This window comes from Pseudomonas sp. GM74 (assembly GCF_000282455.1).
Classification (GTDB): domain Bacteria; phylum Pseudomonadota; class Gammaproteobacteria; order Pseudomonadales; family Pseudomonadaceae; genus Aquipseudomonas.
The window spans coordinates 18584-34436 of the sequence record NZ_AKJG01000041.1; the positions used below are offsets into that span (position 1 = coordinate 18584).

Sequence of the window (15853 nt, forward strand, 5' to 3'; positions counted from 1 at the left end):
AAGCGAAGTTCCGGCCACGTCACCGCCGGACGGGGTTTGGCCCACCATAGTGGCTGTGTATACTGGCCGACATTTTAACGCCCTGGAACCTCCTTCGATGGTTGCTAACCTGATTCAATTTGCCACTAACCACTACATTCTCGTCGGTATCTTCGTCGTACTGCTGGCGTTGCTGATTGCCTATCAAATGCAGGGCGGCGGTCGTAGCCTGAGCACCGGCGAACTGACCGGCCTGGTCAACAAGGACGCGGGCGTGGTGATCGACATTCGTCCGACCAAGGATTTCGCCGCCGGTCACATTGTCGGCGCGCTGAACATTCCCCAGGACAAACTGACCGCTCGCGTTGGCGAACTGGAAAAGCACAAGGCCAAGACCATCATCCTGGTCGACGCCATGGGCCAGACCGCCGGCACCCACGCCCGCGAATTGATGAAATCCGGCTTCACCGCCGCCAAGCTGTCCGGCGGTATCTCCAGCTGGAAAGCCGACAATCTGCCGCTGGTGAAGTGATATGAGTAGCGTCGTCGTCTATTCCAGCGATTACTGCCCTTACTGCTCGCGGGCCAAGTACCTGCTCGAGAACAAAGGCGTGGCCTTCGAAGAGATCAAGGTCGATGGCAAGCCGCAGGTGCGCGCTGCGATGGCCCAGAAGGCCGGGCGTACGTCCGTGCCGCAAATCTGGATCGGCAGCACCCACGTGGGCGGATGTGATGATCTGTTCGCCCTGGAGCGCGCCGGCAAGCTTGACGCGCTGCTCAGGGCCTGACGGCAATACCCCAAACAAGCAAACCTAAAAGAACCCTGGATCAAGAAGGATCTGCGATGACTGACCAACAGAACACTGCTGCGAACGAAGAAGAAACTGCACCGCAATTCTCCTTGCAGCGCATTTATGTGCGTGACCTGTCCTTCGAAGCTCCGAAAAGCCCGGCGATCTTCCGCCAGCAGTGGGAGCCGAGCGTCGGTCTGGATCTGAACACCCGTCAGAAGACGCTGGAAGCCGACTTCCACGAAGTTGTGCTGACTCTGTCGGTTACCGTGAAAAACGGTGACGAAGTGGCGTTCATCGCTGAAGTGCAACAGGCCGGTATCTTCCTGATCAAGAACCTGGACGACGCTTCGATGAGCCACACCCTGGGTGCGTTCTGCCCGAACATCCTGTTCCCTTACGCTCGCGAAACCCTGGACAGCCTGGTGACCCGCGGTTCGTTCCCGGCACTGATGCTGGCTCCGGTGAACTTCGATGCGCTGTACGCGCAAGAGCTGCAACGCATGCAGGCTGCCGGCGAGACTCCGACCGTTCAGTAAGCTGCGCTGCTAAAAAATCGCGGGCAAGCCCGCTCCCACAGGGTTGTGTAAAACTTGTGGGAGCGGGCTTGCCCGCGATTGTTTCTGTCAGGCGAAAATGATCTTCGGGCTACTTGAAGCCGTTTTGGCGCCAGGCTTCGTAAACCGCCACTGCGACAGTGTTCGACAGGTTCAGGCTACGGCAGCCTTCGCGCATCGGCAGGCGCAGGCGTTGTTCGCCGGGCAAGGCGTCCAGTACGTCGGCGGGCAAGCCACGGCTTTCCGGGCCGAACAGGAATGCGTCACCCGGGGCGAAGCTGGCATCGTGGAACGGCCGCGAGCCCTTGGTGGTGAAGGCGAACAGGCGTGGGTGGCCGAGGCTCTCCAGGCAGTTGGCGAGGTCCGCATGGCGTTGCAGAGTGGCATACTCGTGGTAGTCGAGACCGGCCCGGCGCAGGCGTTTGTCGTCCATCTCGAAGCCCAGCGGTTCGATCAAATGCAGGTGGCAGCCACTGTTGGCGCACAGCCTGATAACGTTGCCGGTATTCGGCGGAATTTCCGGTTGGAAAAGGATGACGTGAAACATGCACGGCTCCGAAGGCAAAGATGACGCGCATTCTACGCCGCCAGAAGGCGTGCGTTCGAAACTATTCCTGCGGGTGATGGGCTCGTTGGCGATTGTCGGGGTGATGGTCGGGATGATGATCGGTCGCCTGACCACGCCGGACCCCAGCCAACTGCAGCAGGTGGAAGTGACGAACGACGGGTTGGTGGTGTGGTTCAACAATGAGCCCAAGACCCACGGCGAGATGGTTGATGGCAGTGTCGCGCTGCTGTTTGACGCCGAGGGCAAGGCGCAGAAAGGTCAACTCAAGCTCGGCGGCAAGGACGTGAACTGGCGGGTACGTTTGAGCGATGGGGGATTGTTGCTGACACTGGTAGCGGCCCGGCCTCTGCAAGGCGAATGGGCCGGCAGCGAGGTCGATGACCGCTGGCGGCTGGAGATCCATCTCCGGGAGCAATAAAAGAGGGAATCCCCGGCCTGCCTGTACCAAGGTTCCCGAAACGGGAGGCTCGTCGCGAGTGCGGTGTGAGCCTGGTGTAAAGAAGGAACCCCTGACCTGCCTGTATCAAGGGCCCCAAAACGGCTGGGCTCGTCGCGGGTGCGGTGTGAGCCCGATGTAAAGAGGGGAATCCCCGGCCTGCCTGTACCAAGGTCCCCGAAACCGGGTGGGTGAACTGATTCACCTGAAAGGGTTATTGCAGGGGGCGTGCCAGGTTTTCATATGTGGTAACAGAAAATTCTGAAGTAATACTCAAGGCCCCGTAATTCGGGGCTTTGGTGTTTTTTGGGGGTGAGTTTTGCGGCAGATGGAGGCGGTGTTTCGATTCAGCTTTCGTGCGCGATTGCGGTTCACAGTGCATTCAGTCGGTGCATTGATGGCTCTAAAAGCATCGTCGGAACGCCGCCCGGAGCAAGCTCGCTCCCACAGGGTTCAATGGTGTCTACACGATAGTGAAAACGCCGAAAAACCACTGTGGGAGCGAGCTTGCTCGCGATTGGGCCTAACGATCAGCGAATAACTACAGGCTGTTTAGGCTTCGTCGCCCTCGTCATCATCCCCGCCATCAACCTTCATCCCCAATTCCTTGATCTTGCGGGTCAGGGTGTTGCGTCCCCAACCCAGCAAGACGGCGGCATCGCGGCGGCGACCGGCGGTGTGCTTGAGGGCGGTCTCGATCATGATCCGCTCGAAGGCCGGCACGGCGCTGTCGAGCAGGCTCGATTGACCACGGGCCAACGCCTGGTCAGCCCACTGGCGCAGGGCCTGCTCCCAGTTGGTGACCGGTGCCGAGTCTTGCGGCAGGCTCAGCAGCTCCGGCGGCAGGTCGCCGATGTGCACTTCGCGACCCGAAGCCATCACCGTGATCCAGCGGCAGGTGTTCTCCAGCTGACGCACGTTGCCGGGCCACGGCAGGTTCTTGAGGTATTCCTCGGTTTCGCTTTTCAGCAGCTTCGGCTCGACGGCCAGTTCCTGGGCGGCGCGGCCGAGGAAGTGCTTGGCCAGGGTCGGGATATCTTCGCGACGATCCGACAGGCGCGGGATATGGATGCGAATCACGTTGAGGCGATGGAACAAGTCCTCACGGAATTTCCCGGCGTGCACCAGGGTTTCCAGATTCTGGTGGGTCGCGGCGATGATGCGCACATCGACCTTCACCGGCACATGACCGCCGACGCGGTAGAACTCGCCATCGGCCAGTACCCGCAGCAAGCGGGTCTGGGTATCGGCGGGCATGTCACCGATTTCGTCGAGGAACAGCGTACCGCCATCGGCTTGCTCGAAACGCCCGCGACGCAGGTTGGCCGCGCCCGTAAACGCGCCTTTCTCGTGGCCGAACAGTTCGGATTCCATCAGGTCTTTGGGAATCGCCGCCATGTTCAGCGCAATGAACGGCGAAGCGGCGCGCGGGCTGTGGCGATGCAGCGCGTGGGCCACCAGTTCTTTACCGGTACCCGATTCACCATTGATCAGCACGGTGATGTTGGAGTGGCTCAAGCGCCCGATGGCGCGAAACACTTCCTGCATCGCCGGCGCTTCGCCGATGATTTCCGGGGTGCGGGTCAGGGTCGGGGCAACTTCCAGGCCCTGTTGTTCCTGAGCGTGCTGGTTGGCGCGCTTGACCAGGGAAACCGCCTCGTCGACATCGAACGGCTTGGGCAGGTACTCGAAGGCGCCGCCCTGATAGGACGCGACAGCGCTGTCCAGATCCGAGTGCGCGGTCATGATGATCACCGGCAGCCGTGGGTGCTGTTCGCGAATCCGCGCCAGTAGCTCCAGGCCGCTGGCGCCGGGCATGCGGATGTCGGAGATGATCACGTCCGGCTGCTGGCGCGCCAGGCGGCTCATCACGCCATCGGCGCTGTCGAAGCTTTGCGTGGTCATGCCTTCCTGTTGCAAGGCTTTTTCCAGGACCCAACGGATAGAACGGTCGTCATCGACGATCCACACGGTTTCACTACGGCTCATGTCGATGTGGCTCCTTGTTCCAGTGGCAGAAAGATCGAGAAGGTGGTGTGGCCGGGGTGGCTGTCACATTCGATCAGGCCCTGGTGCTGGCTGATGATGTTCTGGGTAATGGCCAGGCCCAGCCCGGTACCGTCCGGACGACCGCTGACCATGGGGAAGAAAATGGTTTCCTGAAGCTCTGCCGGGATGCCCGGACCGTTGTCGATGATCTCGATCTTGGTCACCAGGCGATGACGCACGTGGCCGATGGTGAACTGGCGCATGGCGCGGGTGCGCAGGCTGATGCGGCCCAGGCGCAGTTCATTCTGGGTGCTGATGGCCTGCATGGCGTTGCGCACGATGTTCAGCACGGCCTGAATCATTTGTTCGCGGTCGATCAGGACGTCGGGGATGCTTGGATCGTAGTCGCGCACCAGGGTGATGCAGCCCTGGCTTTCGGCCTCCACCAGATGGCAGACACGCTCCAGCACTTCATGGACATTGCACATGGCCAGCGACGGCAGCTTGTTGGAGCCGAGCATGCGGTCCACCAGATTACGCAGGCGGTCGGCTTCTTCGATGATGACGTTGGTGTAGTCGCGCAGGCTTTCTTCCGGCAGTTCCCGGGCCAGCAATTGTGCCGCGCCGCGAATCCCGCCCAAGGGGTTCTTGATTTCATGGGCAAGGCCGCGCACCAGCATCTTGCTGGTTTCCTGTTTCGACAGTTGTGCTTCTTCCTTGGTGATCCGCAGCAGGCGGTCACGGGGGTGGACTTCGAGCAGCAGCATCGTGTCGCCGTTGCTCAGGATCGGCGTTACCGCGTAGTCGACGGTCAGGGTCTGGCCGGTGAGGGCGGTAAGCATGGCTTCGCGCTTGGTGAACGGGTGCGCCTGTTCAACGGCCTGGCGCAACGAGTTCAGCGCCTCGGTCGATTCGGTGAACAACTCGCTGATGAACTGTCCGTGGCTGCGCTGACCACTGATGGCCAGCAGCATCTCCGCCGCCGGATTCATGTACTCGAGGCGCAGTTCGGCATCGAGCAGGATGGTGGCAGTGGTGAGGTTGTCGAGTAGCAAACGGTGGAGTGCGTCGCTAATGGTCATCGGGACCTCTTTTAGGGCAGAGCATGCGCAAAAAAACGCTGGTACGGGCAAAAATGCAAAAACCAAACCAAGGCTCCGAAAAGAAGCGCTCAAGGCCTGAAACAGGCGTTTGACGCTCGTTTACGTGGCGTACTGCCAGCTTTCGCGGGTACTTTCGAACCAAAATGGGTTGGAATATGAGTACGGTGCAAGCAATTGCACCAATATAGTGCGCAAACCTGAACGAGGTTAGAAAAGTCGCAGGAAAGGATTTTTTTCTTCGCCGGGTTTGTCGCTGAGCGGGCATTCCGGCCGCTGGCCGTAGTCTTCGAGGGCGCAGGGTTTGATTCTGCGCTTCTGGGCGAGAGACGTGCGCTGCATGTGGAAGGGTTGGCTGGCGGTGCGTTCGACGATGCGCCCCTGGTCGTCGAGGATTTCCACGGACAGGGTATGGCTGCCACGATCGATGTTGCTCAAGGCGAACACCGGGCTCAGGCCGGGTTCGGCAGTGGGCTGGCCGTCGAGCAGCAGCCGGTAGCGGTGACCAGGTTGCAGGGCGGGTTCGTTGGTGGCGCTGACGATGACTTCGCCGGTGTTGCTGCGGATGGTTGCGTCGGGTTCCGGGATCAGGATGCGCAGCACCTCATAGTGGAACAGCGCCTGTACTTCAGGGCTGCTCTGGGCAATCAACGGTGTTGCACTGGTGGGGTTGGCCGCCATTCGATTGGTCGTTGTCAGCGGTACGCGCCTGGCGTCGCCGGGTTTGGGCTGGTCGGTAAAAACCCGATTGCCCTGAGCGTCGACAGACATGAAGACCTCAGCCAAGGCGGGCGGGGCGATCAGGCAGGCGATCAGCATCCAGGCCTTCAAGGCTTGTGCACTCGTTGTACGGTGAATGTCACCGCAGGACTCTGCTGCACAACGTTTTCGCCATCGATCACTTGTACGACAAGGCGGTGTTCGCCGCGATCGATGTTCACCAGTTGCAGGGTCGGCACGTTGCCTGGCTGGCCGTAGGGCTGACCGTCCAGCAGCAGGCGCAGCAGATGGGGGCCTTGCAGGCGCGGTTTGATCAGTACATTTATCGTGAAGGTGCCATTGTTGGCGCGTAACGCTTCTGTGGTGGGCAGGCCGGTAATCTCCAGCACTTCATAGGTCTTGTAGGGCTGTTCTTTATGACCGGAATCAGTAGCAGGTGCGGCTTCGCCGGCAGGCTGGCGTTCGACGCTATTGAGGGGCGGCAAATCGACCGGTTGGGCACTGACGCCGTCAGGCGGTTGATTGCTGTACGCGGTGGCGCCGTTGGCGTCCGTGTACTTGTAGATCTGCGCCGTGGCGGGCAGAGCGATCAACAGCAGGATGAACAGAAAACCACGACCCATGGAATCGACCGGAAGCGAAAGCGTTGGGTTGCAGCATAGGCCAGGCTGTGTGTTTGAACCAAGCCGCTAAACATATGGGTATGGTTTGCGAGATATTCCAAGCGCCACAAATCCCTGTGGGAGCGGGCTTGCTCGCGAAGACGTCAGTACACTCAACATCTGCTTATCAGACAGACCGCTTTCGCGGGCAAGCCCGCTCCCACAGGGATATGTGTCAGCCGTTGAATCGTGGGCAATAAAAAAGGCCTCCCGAAGGAGGCCTCTTTTTGTCACGCCGCGTGTCGCGGCGCTACCGGATCAGCAGCTGTAGTACAGCTCGTATTCCAGTGGGTGTACGAAGGTACGTACCTTGATTTCTTCTTCGCTTTTCAGGGCGATGTAAGCGTCGATGAAGTCGTCGCTGAAAACGCCGCCTTTGGTCAGGAACGCACGACCTTTGTCCAGCTCTTCCAGTGCTTCTTTCAGGCTGCCGCAAACTTGTGGGATCTCTTTGGCCTCTTCAGGCGGCAGGTCATACAGGTTTTTGTCAGCTGCGTCGCCAGGGTGGATCTTGTTCTGGATGCCGTCCAGGCCAGCCATCAGCAGTGCGGCGAAGCACAGGTACGGGTTGGCAGCCGGATCCGGGAAGCGTGCTTCGATACGGCGGGCTTTCGGGCTCGACACGTAAGGAATACGGATCGAAGCGGAACGGTTGCGAGCCGAGTAGGCCAGCATCACTGGCGCTTCGAAGCCTGGAACCAGACGCTTGTAGGAGTTGGTTGCCGGGTTGGTGAAGCCGTTCAGGGCCTTACCGTGCTTGATGATGCCACCGATGAAGTACAGGGCGGTGTCGGACAGGCCGGCATAGCCTTCGCCTGCGAAGGTGTTCTTGCCATCTTTCCAGATGGACATGTGTACGTGCATACCCGAGCCGTTGTCGCCGTACAGAGGCTTAGGCATGAAGGTAGCGGTACGGCCGTAGGCATCGGCAACGTTGTGCACGACGTACTTCAGGGTTTGGGTTTCGTCGGCTTTCTTCACCAGGGTGTTGAACTTGACGCCGATTTCGTTCTGGCCGGCAGTCGCCACTTCGTGGTGGTGAACTTCGACGGTCAGGCCCATTTCTTCCAGTGCGTTGCACATGGAGGTACGGATTTCGTGGTCGTGGTCGAACGGCGGAACCGGGAAGTAGCCGCCTTTGACGCCTGGACGGTGGCCTTTGTTGCCGCCTTCGATGTCCTGGTCGGACATCCACGAACCCTGTTCAGAGTAGATCTTGAACATGGAGCCGGAAATGTCGGACTTGAACTTCACCTGGTCGAAGATGAAGAACTCTGGCTCTGGACCGGCGAACACGGTGTCACCGATACCGGTGGCTTTCAGGTGCTCTTCGGCGCGCTTGGCGATCGCACGTGGGTCGCGGTCGTAGCCTTGCATGCTCGAAGGTTCGATGATGTCGCAGACCAGGATCAGGGTCGGTTCTTCGGTGAACGGATCCAGGACAGCGGTGGAGTCGTCCGGCATCAGGATCATGTCGGAGGCTTCGATGCCTTTCCAGCCAGCGATGGAGGAACCGTCGAACATTTTGCCGACTTCGAAGAAGTCGTCATCCAGCGCATCGCGAGCCGGCATGGTCACGTGGTGCTGAGTGCCTTTGGTGTCCGTGAAGCGCAGATCAATCCACTTGACGTCATGATCTTTGATGAGTTGAACCGACTTCGACATAGTGTCCTCCGGGTGGCTTCGGGCTAGTAGTGGATGCCCTTAAATGTGGGTGATGCCGGCGCGAATACTCTGCCAAGGCAACCTGCCTCACAAGGGAGCAAATTGCATGCCAGTGCCCCAGCATGGGTTTTTTGCCCCAAAAACACGCTTGCGGGGGCATATTGCGCTTTAAAGCGGAAAATCTCGCCCTGTAATGTGGCGCAATCTCCAACAAGTGACCTGTTTTGGTGCGCGCGAAACCTTCTGCACATTAACTGGTTAAACCTTGAGCAATTTCCGCTATAATCCGCGCCCCCCTTTTTCGGCAGGCCATGCGCGCGCTGTTTCCATGAAATTAATCGTAAAAGTCTTCCCCGAGATCACCATCAAGAGTCGACCTGTCCGGACGAAATTTATCCGCCAGTTGGCCAAAAACATCCGCGCCGTGCTCCGCGATCTGGACCCGGCCGTGGTGGTGAACGGCGTGTGGGACAATCTCGAGCTGGAAACCCGCGTTACCGACCCGAAAGCCTTGAAAGAGATGGGTGAACGACTGACCTGCATGCCGGGCATCGCGCACTTTCTGCAGATCGACGAGTACCCGCTGGGCGACTTCGACGACATCACCGAAAAGTGCAGGCAGCACTACGGCGATGCGCTGGCCGGGAAGATTTTCTCGGTGCGCTGCAAGCGTGCGGGCAAGCACCCGTTCAGCTCGATGGACGTCGAAAAATACGTCGGCAGCAAACTGCGTCGCGAGTGCGGCGCCGCCGGGATCGACCTGAAAACGCCGGAAATCGAAGTCCGGATCGAAGTTCGCGACCAACGGTTGTTCGTGATCCACAGCCAGCACAACGGCATCGGCGGATATCCGCTTGGCGCCCTGGAGCAGACCCTGGTGCTGATGTCCGGTGGCTTCGACTCCACCGTGGCGGCCTACCAGATCATGCGACGCGGGCTGATGGCGCATTTCTGCTTCTTCAACCTGGGCGGACGAGCCCACGAACTGGGCGTCATGGAAGTCGCGCATTTCATCTGGAAGAAGTACGGCAGCTCCCAGCGCGTGCTATTTGTCAGTGTGCCGTTCGAAGAAGTGCTGGGCGAAATTCTCGGCAAAGTCGATAACAGTCATATGGGCGTAGTATTGAAGCGTATGATGTTGCGCGCTTCGTCCCGGATTGCAGATCGACTGCACATCGACGCACTGGTCACCGGTGAGGCGATCTCCCAGGTGTCGAGCCAGACTTTGCCGAACCTGTCAGTGATCGACTGCGTAACCGACAAGCTGGTGCTGCGTCCGCTGATCGCCAGCCACAAGCAGGACATTATCGACACGGCAATCGAAATCGGCACCGCCGATTTCGCCCGACACATGCCGGAATACTGCGGCGTCATCTCGGTCAATCCGAAGACCGCGGCCAAGCGCTATCGCGTCGAGCATGAAGAGAAAGAATTCGATATGGCGGTACTCGAGCGTGCGCTCGAAAACGCCAAGCTGGTGCCGATCGATCGTGTGATCGATGAACTGGGCCAGGATTTGCAGATTGAAGAAGTCAGCGAAGCGCTGGCCGGTCAGATCGTCATCGACATCCGTCACCCGGATGCCGCTGAAGACGACCCGCTGGACCTTGCTGGCATCGAGGTACAAACGATGCCGTTTTATGCAGTGAACGCTCGTTTCAAGGAACTGGACCCTACTCGCCAGTACCTGCTGTATTGCGACAAAGGCGTGATGAGTCGCCTGCATGCCCACCATTTGCTCAGTGAGGGGCATGCCAATGTGCGCGTTTATCGACCGAGCTAAGTGCCCGGGGCTGTTTGCCTGTGGCCTGCGTCACCGGCCCCCCGATGCCACCGTCAAGCTGTAACGGCTTTCACGGACGCTACTGTTAATCGCTGCCAAGACTTGTCAGCACACCGAATCCTCTGATCGAGATACACAAGTGATCGAAAATCTACGCAACATCGCCATCATTGCCCACGTTGACCATGGTAAGACCACCCTGGTAGACAAACTCCTGCGTCAATCCGGCACCCTGGAGCGCAACGAGCTCAACGACGAGCGCGTGATGGACTCCAACGACCAGGAAAAAGAGCGCGGTATTACCATTCTGGCGAAAAACACCGCCATCAACTGGAACGGCTACCACATCAACATCGTGGACACCCCGGGCCACGCCGACTTCGGCGGCGAAGTTGAACGCGTAATGTCGATGGTCGACTCCGTTCTGCTGCTGGTTGACGCTCAAGACGGCCCTATGCCGCAAACCCGTTTCGTGACCAAGAAGGCTTTCGAAGCCGGCCTGCGTCCGATCGTGTGCATCAACAAGGTTGACCGTCCAGGCGCGCGTCCGGACTGGGTTCTGGACCAGATCTTCGACCTGTTCGACAACCTGGGTGCCACCGAAGAACAGCTGGACTTCAAAGTCGTCTACGCTTCGGCCCTGAACGGTATTGCCGGTCTGGACCACAACGAAATGGCTGAAGACATGACCCCGCTGTACCAGTCGATCGTCGACAACGTACCGGCACCGGCTGTTGACCGTGAAGGTCCGTTCCAGATGCAGATCTCCGCACTGGACTACAACAGCTTCCTGGGTGTTATCGGTGTTGGCCGTATCGCTCGTGGTCGCGTCAAGCCGAACACCCCGGTTGTCGCTATCGGCGCCGACGGCAAGAAGCGTAACGGTCGTATCCTGAAGCTGATGGGTCACCACGGTCTGCACCGTGTAGACGTTGAAGAAGCTGCAGCAGGCGACATCGTGTGCATCAGCGGTATGGACTCGCTGTTCATCTCCGACACCCTGTGCCACCCGGACACCGTTGAAGCGATGAAGCCGTTGACCGTCGACGAGCCAACCGTTTCCATGACCTTCCAGGTAAACGACTCGCCATTCTGCGGTAAAGAAGGCAAGTTCGTGACTTCCCGTAACATCAAGGAACGTCTGGACAAAGAGCTGCTGTACAACGTTGCACTGCGCGTTGAAGAAGGCGACTCGGCTGACAAGTTCAAGGTTTCCGGCCGTGGCGAACTGCACCTCTCGGTACTGATCGAAACCATGCGTCGCGAAGGCTTCGAAATGGCTGTAGGTCGTCCGGAAGTGATCATCCGTCTGGTTGACGGCGTGAAGCACGAACCGTTCGAAAACGTCACCATCGACCTGCCGGAAGAATCCCAGGGCAAGGTGATGGAAGAGATGGGCCTGCGTAAGGGCGACCTGACCAACATGGTGCCGGATGGCAAGGGCCGTGTACGTCTGGAATACAACATCCCTGCTCGCGGTCTGATCGGTTTCCGTAACCAGTTCCTGACCCTGACCAACGGTGCTGGCATCCTGACCTCGATCTTCGACCGTTACGACGTGATGAAGTCCGGCGACATGTCGGGCCGTCAGAACGGCGTTCTGGTTTCGGTTGAAACCGGCAAGGCACTGACCTACTCCCTGGAAACCCTGCAGGCGCGTGGCAAGCTGTTCGTAGAACACGGTCAGGAAATCTACAACGGTCAGATCGTTGGTCTGAACAGCCGTGACAACGACCTTGGCGTCAACCCTACCAAGGGCAAGAAGCTCGACAACATGCGTGCTTCGGGTAAAGACGAAACCATCGCCCTGGTTCCACCTGTTCGCTTCACCCTGGAACAGGCTCTGGAATTCATCCAGGACGACGAGCTGTGTGAAGTGACTCCTAAGTCCATCCGTCTTCGCAAGAAGATCCTGGACGAAAGCGAGCGTACCCGCGCTGCCAAGAAAGCCAAGGCATAAGATTTAGCCTGGCTTAACGAAAACGCCCCCGGTCGAAAGGCCGGGGGCGTTTTTGTTTGTCTGGCCGTAGCAGCTGCCGAGCCTGCGAGGCTGCGTTCGGGCGCGCAGCGGCCGCAAAACGCTTACGACTGCTTCGCAGCCGAACGCGGCCTCGCTGGGGCTCGACCGCTGCTACATCGAGCAGTAACGGTCGTTAAAACTTTTCGAGGGTTTGGCGGATCACTGTGCTCGAACAAGCCAAGGCATAAGATTTAGCCCCGGCTGAACAAAAACGCCCCCGGTCGAAAGGCCGGGGGCGTTTTTGTTTGTCTGGGGTTTATGCGGTGTTTGTGCCGGCCCCTTCGCGGCCGATCAGCCGCCAAAAATGTCAGGAAGTATCAGAACCGCTCGATACTCCGCGAATTCCGCTCGCGCTCCACTTCTTTCGGCTTGTACGCGCAATACCCCGGCCGCGGGCCGATTTTCGGGTGGTTGCGGCAAGTATCCGGGCGCTTTTCATAAATAGTGCACAGACGGCTCTTACGATCCAGGTACAGGCAATCGTTGTTGCTCATGCGCTGGAGGGTAAAGATTCCTGACTTCTGGTTGAAGCGTTCGACCAAGCCTTCCTTTTGCAGGCGCTTGGCGATGTTCTTCGGCGGATCACCCAGCTCGAATTCATCGACCACGCCGATACGGATCAGATCCTTGATCTTGACCTCGACCGGCAGGGTGCAGCAGCTGGACATGCACGAGCCGCACATCGGGGCAGAGTACTTGGCCCAGGTATCGAGGCGGTCGATCTCTGCGGCAGCGATCAGGTTCGGCTTCATCATCGTTTGTTACCAGCGTGTGCATCAGGGCGCGCGATCATACCGGGACTGGTGGATTTTTGAACAACCTTTCGCCAGTTTTTTTCACAGGCGAGGCAAACAACCGGAAAATAGGCACGGGCCCTGCATTGATTCAGGCACTGGACAACACAATGTCGATCCAACTCGTATTCAAAGGAAAAACTGCCGAACCAGAGCCTCTACCGCCTGTCAGACCGTCTAGGCTCAGACAACTTCAAGCTCGCTCGAGGTCCTATCGATGACTCAAGAACCACTTGTTCGCGAAGCAGAGGTGGCCGCATTCCGCGACGCCGTCTTGACCAAACTCACTTATGCAGTGGGTAAAGACCCGGATCACGCCTTCGACCACGACTGGTTCGAAGCCATTGCCCTGGCCGCGCGGGATCACATGGTCGAGCACTGGATGGACCACACGCGGCAGATCTACCGCAAAGGTCAGAAGCGCGTTTATTACCTCTCCCTGGAATTTCTCATCGGCCGGCTGCTCTTCGACAGCCTGAGCAACCTCGGCCTGCTCGACGTTGCCCGCGAAGCCCTGACAGAACTCGGCGTCGACCTTGAGCGCATTCGCTTGCTGGAGCCCGATGCGGCCCTGGGCAACGGCGGCCTCGGGCGTCTGGCGGCGTGTTTCCTGGAAAGCATGTCGACCCTCGGTATCGCCGGTCATGGCTACGGTATTCGTTACGAACACGGCTTGTTCCGCCAGGCCATTGTCGACGGCTGGCAGCAGGAGCAGACCGAACACTGGCTGGATTTCGGCAACCCTTGGGAGTTCGAGCGCCCGGAGGTGGTTTACCCGATCGGTTTCGGCGGCGGTGTCGAGACCGTGACCGATGACAGCGGTAAGTCCAGGCAAGTCTGGCACCCTGCGGAAACCGTTCGGGCCATTGCGTATGACACGCCGGTGGTCGGTTGGCGCGGGGCAAGCGTCAACACGCTGCGTTTGTGGCGCGCCCGGGCCATGGAAGATCTGCATCTGGAACGTTTCAACGCCGGCGACCACCTGGGCGCCGTGGCCGAAGTGGCCCGGGCCGAAAGCATCTCCCGGGTGCTGTACCCGGCGGACAGCACCGAGGCCGGCCAGGAACTGCGCCTGCGCCAGGAGTATTTCTTCGTCGCCGCCTCATTGCAGGATCTGCTGCGCCGCCATCGCAACATGCACACCTCGGTGCTGACCCTGGGTGATCACGCCTCTATCCAGCTCAACGACACTCACCCCTCGATTGCCGTGGCTGAACTGATGCGGCAACTGGTGGATGTCTATGACGTGGCGTGGGATGCGGCGTGGCAGGTCACCGTCGACACGCTGTCCTACACCAACCACACGTTGCTGCCCGAAGCGCTGGAAACCTGGCCGGTCGGCCTGATGGAGCGCATGCTGCCACGGCATATGCAGATCATTTACCTGATCAACGCCCAGCACATCGACTCCCTGCGGGCCAAAGGCATTCACGACTTCGACGTGCTGCGCGCGGTGTCGCTGATCGAGGAAGACAACGGTCGTCGGGTGCGCATGGGCAACCTGGCGTTTCTCGGTTCCCACAGCATCAACGGTGTGTCCGGGTTGCACACGCAGTTGATGCGCCAAACGGTGTTCTCCGAACTGCACAAGCTCTACCCGGAGCGGATCAACAACAAAACCAACGGCATCACCTTCCGCCGCTGGCTGTACCAGGCCAACCCCGAGCTGACCTCGATGCTGGTCGATACCCTCGGGCCCGAAGTGTTGGATAACCCGGAAGAACGTTTGCTCGCCCTCGAACCGTTCGCCGAGAAAAGTGCATTCCGCAAGACGTTTGCCGAACAACGCCTGCACAGCAAGAAAGCCCTGGCATATCTGATTCATGAGCGGTTGGGCGTGGCGGTCAACCCGGCGGCGATGTTCGACGTGCAGGTCAAGCGGATCCACGAATACAAACGCCAGTTGCTCAACCTGATGCACACCGTGGCGTTGTACCAGGCGATTCGCGCGGAACCTGAAATCGACTGGGTACCACGGGTGAAGATCTTCGCCGGCAAGGCGGCCGCGAGTTATCACCAGGCCAAACTGATCATCAAGCTGACCAACGACATCGCCCGGGTGGTGAACAACGACCCGACCGTGCGCGGCTTGCTCAAAGTGGTGTTCCTGCCCAACTACAACGTCAGCCTGGCGGAGAGCATCATTCCGGCGGCGGATTTGTCCGAGCAGATCTCCACCGCCGGGTTCGAAGCATCAGGCACCAGCAACATGAAGTTCGGCCTGAACGGCGCGCTGACCATCGGCACCCTGGACGGGGCCAACGTGGAAATGTGCGATCGCATCGGCGCCGAGCACATGTTCATCTTCGGCCTCAGCGCGCAGCAGGTGGAGGCGCGCAAGCAGAACCATGAATTCAGCGCGGTGCCGGATATTGCCGCGTCCCATCGTCTGAACGATGTGCTGCAAGCGATTCGTGGCGGGGTGTTCTCACCGGATGATCCGTCCCGGTATACCGGGTTGATCGATTCGCTGGTGGACTACGACCGCTTCCTAGTTTGCGCCGACTTCGATTCCTACTGGCACGCCCAGATGCGGGTCGAAGCCCATTGGCACGATTCGAAGGAGTGGTGGCGTTCAGCGGTCCTGAACACGGCGCGGATGGGCTGGTTCTCCTCGGACCGGACCATTCGCGAATACGCCACGGAAATCTGGAAGGCGCTGGAGTAAGTCTTCAGGCAGGTGGATATACTGGCGCGCCGGAAAAGATCGCAGCCTTCGGCAGCTCCTACACCAATCCTGTAGGAGCTGCCGAAGGCTGCGATCTTTATGGATACGGCTGAGCTAATCT

Annotated in this window: 14 protein-coding genes; 7 read left to right on the forward strand and 7 right to left on the reverse strand. The window is 59.3% G+C overall.

Features of this window, described 5'->3' with window-relative positions:
• Positions 1 to 97 precede the first annotated feature (97 nt).
• Genes PMI34_RS21015 through secB form a run of 3 tightly spaced genes read left to right on the forward strand, consistent with a single transcriptional unit; the run spans position 98 to position 1309 of the window.
• On the forward strand, positions 98 to 511 hold the full coding sequence (locus PMI34_RS21015) for a rhodanese-like domain-containing protein (protein ID WP_008047735.1): 414 nt from the start codon (positions 98 to 100) through the stop codon (positions 509 to 511).
• A 1-nt stretch (position 512) separates the two neighbouring features.
• Complete coding sequence (grxC, locus tag PMI34_RS21010; RefSeq protein WP_008047737.1) at positions 513 to 767, forward strand: glutaredoxin 3; 255 nt, start codon at positions 513 to 515, stop codon at positions 765 to 767.
• A 56-nt stretch (positions 768 to 823) separates the two neighbouring features.
• The gene (gene secB / locus PMI34_RS21005; protein WP_008047739.1) at positions 824 to 1309 is read left to right on the forward strand and encodes a protein-export chaperone SecB; all 486 of its coding nucleotides are present in this window, start codon (positions 824 to 826) and stop codon (positions 1307 to 1309) included.
• Between the two features lie 109 nt (positions 1310 to 1418).
• On the opposite strand, the gene trmL is transcribed toward secB, so the two are convergent.
• Positions 1419 to 1874 (reverse strand): tRNA (uridine(34)/cytosine(34)/5-carboxymethylaminomethyluridine(34)-2'-O)-methyltransferase TrmL, encoded by a 456-nt coding sequence (trmL, locus tag PMI34_RS21000; RefSeq protein WP_008047740.1) that lies wholly within the window; start codon positions 1872 to 1874, stop codon positions 1419 to 1421.
• On the opposite strand from trmL, the gene PMI34_RS20995 reads away from it, so the two are divergent.
• A complete protein-coding gene (locus PMI34_RS20995; protein WP_032829463.1) occupies positions 1873 to 2313 on the forward strand; it encodes a hypothetical protein in 441 nt (146 codons plus the stop codon). The two genes, trmL and PMI34_RS20995, sit on opposite strands and share 2 nt — an antisense overlap.
• A 570-nt stretch (positions 2314 to 2883) precedes the next feature.
• Here the strand turns inward: PMI34_RS20995 and ntrC are convergent.
• From ntrC to glnA, 5 genes are all read right to left on the reverse strand, one after another.
• The gene (ntrC, locus tag PMI34_RS20990) at positions 2884 to 4320 is read right to left on the reverse strand and encodes a nitrogen regulation protein NR(I) (protein ID WP_008047743.1); all 1437 of its coding nucleotides are present in this window, start codon (positions 4318 to 4320) and stop codon (positions 2884 to 2886) included.
• Positions 4317 to 5402, reverse strand: coding sequence for a nitrogen regulation protein NR(II) (gene glnL, locus PMI34_RS20985; RefSeq protein WP_008047753.1), 1086 nt, complete (start codon positions 5400 to 5402; stop codon positions 4317 to 4319). Before glnL ends, ntrC begins: the two co-directional genes overlap by 4 nt.
• A 228-nt stretch (positions 5403 to 5630) precedes the next feature.
• A complete protein-coding gene (locus PMI34_RS20980; RefSeq protein ID WP_032829465.1) occupies positions 5631 to 6251 on the reverse strand; it encodes a DUF4124 domain-containing protein in 621 nt (206 codons plus the stop codon).
• Positions 6248 to 6763, reverse strand: a complete 516-nt coding sequence (locus tag PMI34_RS20975; protein ID WP_008047758.1) for a DUF4124 domain-containing protein — start codon at positions 6761 to 6763, stop codon at positions 6248 to 6250. The genes PMI34_RS20980 and PMI34_RS20975 overlap by 4 nt, the downstream gene beginning before the upstream one ends.
• A 297-nt stretch (positions 6764 to 7060) precedes the next feature.
• Complete coding sequence (gene glnA / locus PMI34_RS20970) at positions 7061 to 8467, reverse strand: glutamate--ammonia ligase (RefSeq protein ID WP_007970634.1); 1407 nt, start codon at positions 8465 to 8467, stop codon at positions 7061 to 7063.
• Positions 8468 to 8795: 328 nt separating this feature from the next.
• Between glnA and thiI the strand changes: the two genes are divergently transcribed.
• Positions 8796 to 10250 (forward strand): tRNA uracil 4-sulfurtransferase ThiI, encoded by a 1455-nt coding sequence (thiI, locus tag PMI34_RS20965; RefSeq protein ID WP_008047761.1) that lies wholly within the window; start codon positions 8796 to 8798, stop codon positions 10248 to 10250.
• Between the two features lie 139 nt (positions 10251 to 10389).
• Complete coding sequence (gene typA / locus PMI34_RS20960; protein WP_008047763.1) at positions 10390 to 12210, forward strand: translational GTPase TypA; 1821 nt, start codon at positions 10390 to 10392, stop codon at positions 12208 to 12210.
• Positions 12211 to 12587: 377 nt separating this feature from the next.
• Here the strand turns inward: typA and PMI34_RS20955 are convergent, their stop codons facing one another.
• Positions 12588 to 13025: a YkgJ family cysteine cluster protein gene (locus PMI34_RS20955; RefSeq protein WP_008018944.1), complete on the reverse strand. Its 438-nt coding sequence runs from the start codon at positions 13023 to 13025 to the stop codon at positions 12588 to 12590.
• Positions 13026 to 13281: 256 nt separating this feature from the next.
• On the opposite strand from PMI34_RS20955, the gene PMI34_RS20950 reads away from it, so the two are divergent.
• Entirely contained in the window at positions 13282 to 15732 is a 2451-nt protein-coding gene (locus PMI34_RS20950; RefSeq protein ID WP_008047765.1) for a glycogen/starch/alpha-glucan phosphorylase, read from the forward strand.
• The last annotated feature ends 121 nt before the right edge of the window (positions 15733 to 15853 follow it).